Source organism: Rhizobium sp. AB2/73 (genome assembly GCF_020871915.1).
GTDB lineage: Bacteria > Pseudomonadota > Alphaproteobacteria > Rhizobiales > Rhizobiaceae > Rhizobium > Rhizobium dioscoreae.
Genome location: NZ_CP067071.1, coordinates 2842721 through 2852500, shown reverse-complemented (window position 1 = coordinate 2852500; position 9780 = coordinate 2842721). Strand labels below are relative to the sequence as shown.

At 60.6% G+C, this 9780-nt stretch carries 9 protein-coding genes (1 of these 9 running past the window's edge); 4 read left to right on the top strand and 5 right to left on the bottom strand.

The features are described from left to right. Positions 1 to 362 carry the 3' portion of an alpha/beta hydrolase gene (locus I8E17_RS14080; protein ID WP_069616017.1) on the top strand. It extends 502 nt beyond the left edge of the window, so 362 of the gene's 864 nt are visible here — the last part of the coding sequence; its start codon lies off the left edge, out of view; the stop codon is at positions 360 to 362. A gap of 49 nt (positions 363 to 411) precedes the next feature. Here I8E17_RS14080 and I8E17_RS14075 read toward each other — a convergent pair whose 3' ends face one another. The 3 genes from I8E17_RS14075 to I8E17_RS14065 all read right to left on the bottom strand — a co-directional run bounded on the left by I8E17_RS14075 (position 412) and on the right by I8E17_RS14065 (position 5072). After that, positions 412 to 2973, bottom strand: coding sequence for an FAD-dependent oxidoreductase (locus tag I8E17_RS14075; protein WP_069615904.1), 2562 nt, complete (start codon positions 2971 to 2973; stop codon positions 412 to 414). 200 nt (positions 2974 to 3173) lie between these two features. Next, on the bottom strand, positions 3174 to 4064 hold the full coding sequence (locus I8E17_RS14070) for an amino acid ABC transporter substrate-binding protein (RefSeq protein WP_069615905.1): 891 nt from the start codon (positions 4062 to 4064) through the stop codon (positions 3174 to 3176). Between the two features lie 144 nt (positions 4065 to 4208). After that, a complete protein-coding gene (locus I8E17_RS14065) occupies positions 4209 to 5072 on the bottom strand; it encodes a haloalkane dehalogenase (protein ID WP_069615906.1) in 864 nt (287 codons plus the stop codon). A 76-nt stretch (positions 5073 to 5148) separates the two neighbouring features. On the opposite strand from I8E17_RS14065, the gene I8E17_RS14060 reads away from it, so the two are divergent. After that, positions 5149 to 5631: a MarR family transcriptional regulator gene (locus tag I8E17_RS14060; protein ID WP_069615907.1), complete on the top strand. Its 483-nt coding sequence runs from the start codon at positions 5149 to 5151 to the stop codon at positions 5629 to 5631. A gap of 218 nt (positions 5632 to 5849) precedes the next feature. After that, the gene (locus I8E17_RS14055) at positions 5850 to 6554 is read left to right on the top strand and encodes an isochorismatase family protein (protein ID WP_083258370.1); all 705 of its coding nucleotides are present in this window, start codon (positions 5850 to 5852) and stop codon (positions 6552 to 6554) included. 60 nt (positions 6555 to 6614) lie between these two features. Here I8E17_RS14055 and I8E17_RS14050 read toward each other — a convergent pair whose 3' ends face one another. Continuing rightward, positions 6615 to 7346 carry a dienelactone hydrolase family protein gene (locus I8E17_RS14050; RefSeq protein ID WP_069615908.1) on the bottom strand — a complete coding sequence of 244 codons (732 nt, stop codon included), beginning with the start codon at positions 7344 to 7346 and terminating at the stop codon, positions 6615 to 6617. Between the two features lie 208 nt (positions 7347 to 7554). Here I8E17_RS14050 and I8E17_RS14045 point away from each other — a divergent pair, with 208 nt between their 5' ends. Next, positions 7555 to 9084, top strand: a complete 1530-nt coding sequence (locus I8E17_RS14045) for a carboxypeptidase (protein WP_069615909.1) — start codon at positions 7555 to 7557, stop codon at positions 9082 to 9084. A gap of 49 nt (positions 9085 to 9133) precedes the next feature. On the opposite strand, the gene I8E17_RS14040 is transcribed toward I8E17_RS14045, so the two are convergent. After that, complete coding sequence (locus tag I8E17_RS14040) at positions 9134 to 9739, bottom strand: TetR/AcrR family transcriptional regulator (protein ID WP_069615910.1); 606 nt, start codon at positions 9737 to 9739, stop codon at positions 9134 to 9136. Between the last annotated feature and the right edge of the window lie 41 nt (positions 9740 to 9780).

The window sequence follows — 9780 nt, the reverse complement described above, 5'->3', positions numbered from 1 at the left end:
TTGCCGATTTTTTGCGTCGCGATACGGCCATGCTTGCCGGCACGAGGCATCCGCATGATCCTGACGCTGCAAGGGCCTTGATCGCCCGCGACATGGCGCGGGCGCCTTCATTTGCCAGTGCCACGAACCATTTCACGCTCGTGAGCGAGGAAAGGCCCGAAAGACTTCAAGCTTCCGACATCAAGCTGCCGGTGCTTGCGATCCATGGCACGGCTGATCCGCTGTTTCCTATAGGACACGGCGAGGCCTTCACCAAGGTCGTGCGAGATGCCCGGCTGCACCGGGTCGAGGGTGGCGGGCACGAAATCCACGAGCGCGACATTGACGAGATCGCGCAGGCCATCATCGATCACACGGCCTGAGGGACGACCAGAAAGCCAGGCATGACCTCGCTTTCCGGTTCATTGGAGATCAGCTTCTCGGCTTCAGGTTCTCTGCGTCGTAGAGCGGTTTGTAGCCGACGCCGGCGACTTCGACCGGGTAGGTCTCGCCGAAATATTCGACCTTCAGCTTGCGGCCTTCCTGGGCATAGGACCAGGGGAGGTAGGCGAGCGCAATGTTCTTGCCGATGGTCGGGCCGTAGGCGATCGAGGTGGTGAAGGAGCGGCGGCCGAGCTCGTCAACGAGGGTTTCGCCGGTTTCCGGGTCCATGACCGGCAGGATGCCGACGGGGTAGCGGGCCACGCCGTTGGAGTCGATATTGTCGGTCATCACGAGCGTGCAGAGCACGGCCGGCTGGTGTTCGCGGGCGCGATATTCGAGGTGCTTCGCCTTGCCGCGGAAATCGGCTTCCTTGACCTTCGGGCGGGCGAGATCGGCTTCCAGCAGATTATATTCCGTCAGCAGGTCGGCATTCTGCAGGCGCAGGCTTTTTTCCATGCGGCGGCTGTTGGCATAGGTCTCGACGCCGACGGCGATGGCGCCGGTCGAGCGCAGCGCATCCCAGACCGCCAGCGCGTCGCCATAGGCCATGTGCAGTTCCCAACCCTGTTCGCCGACATAGGAGATACGGAATGCGGTGACGTTCTTGCCGGCAATGCGGATCTGCTTGATCGCGGCGAAGGGGAAGTTCTCGTGCGAGAGGCTTTCCGGGTTCTCGACGATCTTCTGCAGGTTGGTGCGGGCATTCGGCCCCCAGATGCCGATGGTGACATAGCGTTCGGTAACGTCGGTGATGGTGACGTCGAAGCCCTTGTCCTGGGCAACGCGGCGCATGTAGTGGAAATCGCGCGGGCCGGCATCGGCGCCGTCGATCAGACGGCAACGGTCGGCCATGCGGATGACGGTGAAATCAGCGCGCACCATGCCCTCGTCATCAAGGAAGTGAGTGTAGATGCCCTTGCCGATATTGGCATCGCCGCCGATCTTGGCCGCGCAAAGCCATTCCAGCAGCTCGACATGATCGGGGCCTTCGATGTCGTACATGGCGAAGTGCGAGAGGTTGATGATGCCGCAATCTTCGCTCAGCGCCAGGTGCTCGGCATTGGAGACGCGCCAGAAATGGCGGTTGTCCCATTCGTTTTCACGCACCGGAATGCGATCGCCGTATTTTTCGAGCAGGTGCTCGTTGGCGGCATAGCCATGCGCACGCTCCCAGCCGCCGAGCTCCATGAAGTAGCCGCCGAGCTCCTTCTCACGCCCATAGAAGGGCGAGCGGCGGATGTTGCGGCCGGTCGCATAGGGCTCGCGCGGGTGGACGGCGGGATTGTAGATCTTCTGCGCAGCTTCGGTGCAGCGGCCTTCGATGAATTTCTCTTCCAACATATGCGGGTAGAAACGGGAATAATCGATCCGGTTGTGGTCGATCGGCGTGCGGCCATCGGTCATCCAGTCGGCGACCAGTTTGCCGAAGCCGGGGCCGTCCTTCACCCATATGGCGACGCAATACCAGAGACCGCGGACCTTCTGACTTTCGCCGACGGATGGACCGCCATCGGTCGTGACCTGCAGGAGACCGTTGAAGGAATGGCCTTCATTATAGCCGAGTTCGCCGAGTATCGGCGTCAGTTCCATGGCGCGTTCGAGCGGCTCGATGATCTGTTCCATGTCGAGATCGCGCTGCGAGGGAGAAAGGCGGGCCTCGTGCTTTTCGAGGAGATCACGCGGGTGGCAGAGGCGCGGATTCTTCTCTTCGTAATAACCCCATTCGATCTGGCCGCCTTCGGCGGTCTTCGGGTCGCCAGTGTCGCGCATATAGGCGGAGTTGCCCTGGTCGCGCATCAGCGGGAAGCCGATTTCCTTGCCGGTATTGGCAAATTCGTTGTAGGGGCCGAAGAAGGTCAGCGGATGGTCGACCGGCATGACCGGCAGGTCCTCGCCGACCATTTCGGCGATCAGGCGGCCCCAGAGGCCGGCGCAGACGATGACATATTCGGCTTCGATCGTGCCGCGATGGGTGACGACGCCGGAAATGCGGCCGTCCTTGACGATCAGTGACTGGGCCGGCGTATTGGCGAAGGATTGCAGCTTACCGCTCTTCTCGCCCTGGTCGATCAGCTTGCCGGCAACGGTCTGCGAACGGGGAATGACGAGGCCGGCATCCGGGTCCCACATGCCGCCCTGGACCATGCTTTCCTCGATCAGCGGGAACTTTTCCTTGATCTCGGCGGGTTCGATCAGGCGGGCGCGTGTGCCGAAAGCCTTGCCCGAGGTGACCTTGCGCTTGATTTCGGCCATGCGGTCATCATCGCCGACGCGCGCAACTTCCAGGCCGCCGACGCGGGCATAGTGGCCGAGCTTATCGTAGAAATCGATGGAATAGAGGGTCGTCCAGCAGGAGAGGAAATCGTGGCTGGTCGTGTAGCAGAAATCGGAGGCATGCGCCGTCGAGCCGATATCCGTCGGGATGCCTGATTTGTCGATGCCGACAATGTCGTCCCAGCCGCGCTCGATCAGATGGTGGGCGATCGATGCGCCGACGATACCGCCGAGACCGATGATGACGACCTTCGCCTTTTGAGGAAATACTGCCATTGCGTGCGACCCTGATTGATATTGAAGACGGATTTTATGACGTGTGCGGCGGCGACCAGAGCCTGTCTACGACATATTGAAGATGCTTGCACGACGACCGCCACGCTGTCCCGTCCGGAATGGTTGGGTTTGTTGGCGACATGTGATCAGGAGAATTGTCGCAAAGGCGACTTTGTGACAACCGGAGAGTTGTTGCCGCATTATTGCGGGATCGATTGCATCATGATCTCGCGGCGCAAGATCGGGCCTTCCTGGCCGAAATAGCTGGTCAGCAGCTTGGCGAAATCATCCGACTGGTAGGTCTCGGTCAGCGTCTGGTCGACGAGCAGGCGGAAGGCGGAGTCATCCTGCCGGAGTGCGATGCCATAGGGCTCATGCGTGAAGAGGCGGTTGCCAATGGCAAGCGTGGACGGATTATGCGCATGGGAAGCGAGATCGAAGAGCAGGGCGCGATCGGCGAAATAGGCATCAATTTTGTGGTTTTCGAGCGCGACCAGACCGTCCTGATGCGTGGCGAACTCGGCGATCCGCGTCTTCGGCACATCGGAGCCTAGCGCCTCGCGCAGGGTCGCGCCCGTTGTCGTGTCGGCGCGAACACCGATCGTGCTCGTTGCAGGGGCGCGCTTGGCGGAGACTTGCGCCAGCCGCTTGTCGAGGAACAAAGCCATCAGATAATCGGGCGAATCCTTGCGCAGCAGGGCGCTTGCGCCGGTGATGAAGATCGGCTGCGAGAAATCGACGCTTTGGCGTCGCCCGAGATTGATGGTGATGGCGCCGCAGAGAAGATCGACCTGGCCGTTTTTGACTGCATCGAAGCCATCGGCAAGCGTGGTTTCGACATAGTCCCGCTTCAGATTGGCGACCTTGGTACCGACAGCATCGGCAATCTTGCCGCAGAGGTCGATGGCATATCCCGTGGGGTTGCCGTCCTTCTTCTTGAAGGAGAAGGGTTCTTCGTCGCTGATATAGCCGATGCGGATCGTGCCCTTTTGCGCGATAGCGTCGAGTGTCTGTGCGGCCACCGCCGTATAGGCAGACATGCCTAGGAGAATGCCTGCCAGAACCAGTCGTCTCGTGCAATGTGCCGGCATGATCCTGATCTCCAAAAGAAAACTGGGCAATCGCAAGGGCTTAGGCGCAGATTATGGGCTGGCAGGTTTTTGTCAACGATGGATTGTTCCCGGCGGTTAGTGATCGAGCACGAGTGGCGCAAGGCTCCTGCTCGATTACGAGGCCTATCTGGAGAAGGCGTGACGATCCGCCCAGTCGGAAATCGCTGACGCGATGGCCTCAGGCTGATCTTCCGGCGCATTGTGCCTGGCCGGCCCGCAATTCCTGATCTCGAGGCCGGCTATGTTCTCCCGGCACCAGGCGGTCATCACCTCGCCGATCAGCAATGTCTCTGCCGGTCCTTCGAAGGTCAGCAGCAGCTTCGGGACATCAGCGCTTTCTGCCAGCCAGGCGTCATAGGCTTCGATGCGCTTGATCACGTCGGCCGGTTCTCCTTCGATTGGCATCGAGCGGGGCCAGGCGAGCAGCGGCCGTCGGCTGTCGCGCGTCGGATAGGGTGCCGCGTAGACGGCATGATCCTCTTCGCTGAGGCCGTTGAGAACGGTAACCTTCAATGCCTGCTCGATGAAGAAGTTCTCGTCCAGCACTTTGGTCTCACCGATACCAGGCGACCGGAGCGCTTCAAAGCGAGGACGCGCGCCCGGGAAATCGTCCCAGGTCATCGGCCGGACGATCGTTTCCATGAAGGCGATGCCGCGCACACGCTCTGGATGGCGAGCTGCCCAATCGAAGCCGAGCGCGCCGCCCCAATCGTGGCCGACGAGCACGACATCGTCGAGCGCCAGGGTGTCGAACCAGGCGTCGAGATAGCGGGAGTGATCGTGGAAGCTGTAGGCAATATCCGGTTTGCCGGAGCGGCCCATGCCGATGAGGTCAGGCGCCAGACGACGGCCCGACGTGGTGACGCCAGGCGATACATTTCGCCAGAGGTAAGATGAAGTGGGATTGCCATGCAGGAACACGAAAGGCGTTCCCGTTCCCGTATCCTGATAGAAAATGGTTGAATCCAGCACGTTGAGCGAGGGCATGTGGATATCCTTTTCTTGGTAAGAATGGTAAGGTACCTGTCCATCTACCATAATAGTCAGGCGCCTGTCTATATTCATGAAAGAACCTATTTCACCCCATCTGTCGCTGGGCCTGCTTTTGCGGCTCGTTCATCAGCATTATGCGCAGGCTGTCGATGCCGCCCTGGAGGAGGCTGGCTTCCGTGACATCCGCCCGCCGCATTCCAACGTCTTCACCTTCGCGCGTCCGGAAGGCATCCAGGTGAGCGAACTCACGAAACTTGCCCATGTGCGCAAGCAGACGATGACCCAGGCGGTGGAGGAACTGGAGCGCCTGGGTTATGTCGAACGGCGACCGGATCCGAACGACCGGCGCGCGCGGCTGGTGTTTCTGACAGAGCGCGGCAAGGGTGTGCGGCCGGTTGCCATGGCCGCGGGCAAGATGGTGGAGCAGCGTTGGTCCGACATGGCCGGTTCGGGCGAAATCGAAGTGATCAGGCAGGGATTGCAAAATCTGCTGGAGACGCTGCGTGGTGGCGAGAAAGGTGGCGAACACCCGTCCGACGATGCCGGCGCCTAAAGCAATTGCGGGAAAAGTGCGCAGCGGTTTTCCGTCCGGGATTGCGTGAAAACAAAGGGATAAAGCGGCTCAGAGATTCCGTGAAAAGCTGAACCGCTCCAGCGGCTCCCTGTCGCTCGCCGTGATCCGGGCGGGCGGCGCATCACGAAGAGTTTCCGTGCCCTGTCGGAATTTATGGCCTATCTCTCTTCCACCACCGTCAATCCAAGAGGACGTCGATGCAGGAGAGGAACTCGATCAGAAAAACAAGCGGCAGGGTTGGCAAGACAAGCTTTGCATTCGGTGCGGGTTTTGCAATCCTATGCATAGGTTTCAGTTCTGCGCTGACCTCGCCGACAGCCGCCCAGACGATCATCGATGACTGGCAGAAGGTGAAGCCGCCGGCGGCGCCTGAGCTGAAGCGGGTCACTATCGATCCGAAGACGACGGCACTTCTGATCCTCGATTTCAATGGCGCACAGGACCCGACCAAAGGGCCGTGCAACGCTAAAACCAAGCCGCGTTGTCTGGCGTCCGTCCCCAAGGTCAAAACCCTGCTCGATCAGGCGCGTGCCAAGGAGATGCTCGTCGTCTTCAGTCTGGCCGGCGTCGGCGAGGCGCAGGATATCGCAACGGCGCTGGCGCCTCTGGCGAGCGAACCGATCGTCAAATCCGGTCCGGACAAGTTTATCGGCACCAACCTGCGCAGCATTCTTTCCGGCAAAGGCATCAAGACCGTCATCGTCACGGGTACGGCCTCCGAGGGCGCGGTGCTCGATACGGCAACGGATGCCGCATTGAATGGTATGAATATCGTGCTGCCTGTCGACGGCATGTCATCGACAGAGCTCTATGGCGAGCAATATGTGGTCTGGCACATGGTCAATGCGCCCGGCGTCTCTCAGAAGACGACGCTGACCAGCATCGACAGGATCAAGTTCTGATCTCTGTATCGGATAGCGGCATCCCGCTCGTGATGCCAACGGGATGCCGCCATCAATCGATTACGCCAAGGCTTCCTCGAACAGATTCAGCAGCCGCTTCCAATGCCTTTCGGCGCCGGTCTCGTCATAGACGCCATGATCCGGCACGGTCCATCCATGTGCCATTCCGACATAGTTTTCGATGGTGTGATCGACTCCGCCAGTGCGGAGCGCCTCGGCAAGACGCGCCGATTGTTCCGGCGGAAAGCTGTTGTCGACGCCGGCGACGCCGATATAGATGCGCGCCTTGATATTGGCGGCGAGTCGGTGCGGGCTGTCTTCCGCGTCGCTCGCAAGATTGCCGCCGTGGAAGCTTGCGGCTGCCGCGATGCGATCGGGATAGGAGGCAGCGGCAGTCAGCGCGCGGCCCCCGCCCATGCAATAGCCTACCGCGCCGGCCGCACCTTTGGCTCCGGCGGCAGAGAGAGCTTCGAGGAAGGCGGCACTATCGACTTTGGTCATTTCCTGCGTCGTGCCGCGCAGCATCGTCATGATCGTTTCGCGGGAGGCCGGATTGCCAAAGGCACCGCCGTCGAAGGGGCCATAGGCGCCGAAGCGATAGAAGAGATCAGGAAGCAGCACGATATAGCCGGCATCAGCCAGCCGCTGCGCCATGCCATCGAGCGCCGCGCGCGGACCCATGGCATCCATATAGAGTATCACGCCATGCTCGGCTGACGCGCTATTATCGGGGCGGAAGATGGCGGCTTTGGCGGTGCCGTCGGCCGTCTTGATTTCGATATCCTGTTTCATCGTCGTTTCCCTTGCGATCTCATTATCGGCTGATGTCCCCGCGGCACATATCACTTTGGCAAACGGTATATAGACCCTTAAGAGCATGGTTCTTCGAAAAGGCCGAGACCATCGATCAACATCTCTTGAGTTTCGGCGTTTGTCGTTCGTGACATAGTATCGCCGGTAATGACGTCTATGCGACGATTCCCTTGGAGGATGCGATTTCATGTCTTTTCGCCTGATGGTTCCCGGCCTGGCGCTGGCCCTTTCGCTGATATCGGCAACGGCTTTTGCCGCTCCGCCCGAGCAGGGTCATGGCACGCCTGCGGGCGCGAGCGGCGTGCTCTCGCTCCTGCCGCCTGATGCGGTGAGCGATCATGTGCTGAATGCCGATGGCAAGACCATTCCCTACACGGCGACAGCCGGAACGCTCGATCTTTTCGGCCAGGATGGTCAGCGCAGTGCCGCGATCTTCTACACTGGCTATGTCGCCAAGAACCGCGATGAGAGCCGCCCCGTGACCTTCGTGTTCAATGGCGGGCCGGGCGCGGCTTCGGCCTTCCTCAATCTCGGGCTCGTCGGCCCACGCATCGTCGATTTCGGTGCGGACGGGCGCGATGGCGCCAATGCCAAGCTGGTCGACAATCCGCAAAGCTGGCTCGAATTCACCGATCTCGTGCTGATCGATCCGATCGGCACCGGCTGGAGCCGCACTGCAAAGCCCGATGATCAGAATGATTTCTATAGCGTCGACAGCGATGCCGAAAGCCTTGCCAAGGCAATTGCCCTCTACGTCGCCCATAACAGCCGGGCGGCATCGCCGAAATATATTCTCGGGGAAAGCTATGGCGGATTTCGTTCGATCAAGGTTGCCAACAGCCTGCGCGAGGATCAGGGCATTCTGATTTCCGGCGTCGTGATGCTGTCGCCCCTGCTGGAGGGCCGGTTCGTATTCGGGAGCGGTGAGGATGCGCTTGGCGCAGCCTTGCAGCTACCGTCGCTGGCGGCTGCCGAGTTGGAACGGCAAAATGCCTTCAGCGAGAAGGCGGTGCAGGAGGCCGAGGCCTTCGCCTTCAACGAATATCTGCCAGCCCTTGCCGGACGGCCGCCGTCGGCAGATGCCGGCCAAGCCTTCTACGGGCGTGTGGCGAAGCTGACCGGCATACCGCAGGATGTCGTCGCCAAGAACAAGGGCTTTCTTGGCGGAGTCTATCGCAAGCATTCCGATGGCAAAGGCGCGGATGTCGCGAGCGCCTATGATGCTTCCTTCCTGGCGCCGGATCCCTATCCGCAGTCGGAGGCCGAGCATGGCGGCGATCCGGTTCTGGATGGCTTCGTCCGCGCCTATGGCGGTGCCTTTTCAGGCTATGCCCGCGACGAGCTGGGCTTCCATACCGACATGACCTACACACTGCTGTCGTCATCCGTGAACAGGGAATGGAAATGGGGTGGGCGCAATGGCGGCTCGCGCGGAACCGCCGGTGTTGGCGACGATCTCAAGGAGCTGCTGTCGCTCTCGCCATCCTTCCGGGTGATGATCGGGCAAGGCTATAGCGATCTCGTCATTCCCTTCGGCGTGAACAAATATGTGCTCGACCATATGCCGCCCGCCTTTGCTGACCGCGTGGCGATGAAGCTCTATCGCGGCGGCCATATGTTCTACACGCGGGCAACGTCGCGCGAGCAGTTCACGGGCGATGCCAAGTCGTTTTATGCCGGGCAGGTCAAGGCAGCGCCGGCAACGCAATCGAACTGACCGCCGTTCGGGGCTTTACCTGGAATACGGCGGCGTTGCGAGGCTGGCTTCATCTGTTTCTCGCAACCATGGCCTTGATGGTTTCAAAGAGTTCGTCCTTTGCCTGCTGTGGGCTGATGTCGCCTGTCGTCGCAGCATAGGACAGGGCTTCGGCCGCACCCAGCATCGCCCAGAGGCCCGCCGATGCAATGGAACCGGTAGCGGCGAAGGGAGCGAGCAGCGCACGGCACTTCTCGAGGAAGGCCGTTTCATATTCGCGCTTGATTTTTTCAAGCTCCGGCGAGCCCGCGAGCGCGGCGATGATGCCGGGTATTTCGCGCCCCTGCAGCAGCACGCAATCGACATAGGAGGCAGCTATCACCTCCGCCCGGCCTGCCAGTGTCGGGGTACTTGCATCAAGCGCCTTGTCCATCACCTCCGTCTGCCTGATGTCGAATTCGCGATAGAGTGCGGCCAGCAGGCCGGAACGGGTGATAAAATGGTCGTAGACCACGGGTTTCGTCACACCGGCGCGCTCGGAGAGCCGCCCCAGCGTCAGGGCTTCCGTTCCCTCCTCTCGGGCGATTTGCCAGGCGACCTCGATGAGCTGCCGATAGCGCTCCTCCCGCGTCAGCCGACTGCGGGACTCTCGTTTCTTCGTCTGCATGCTTGACATCGTTATATACCAAAAGTAACTTACTAAAAGTATATAAGATC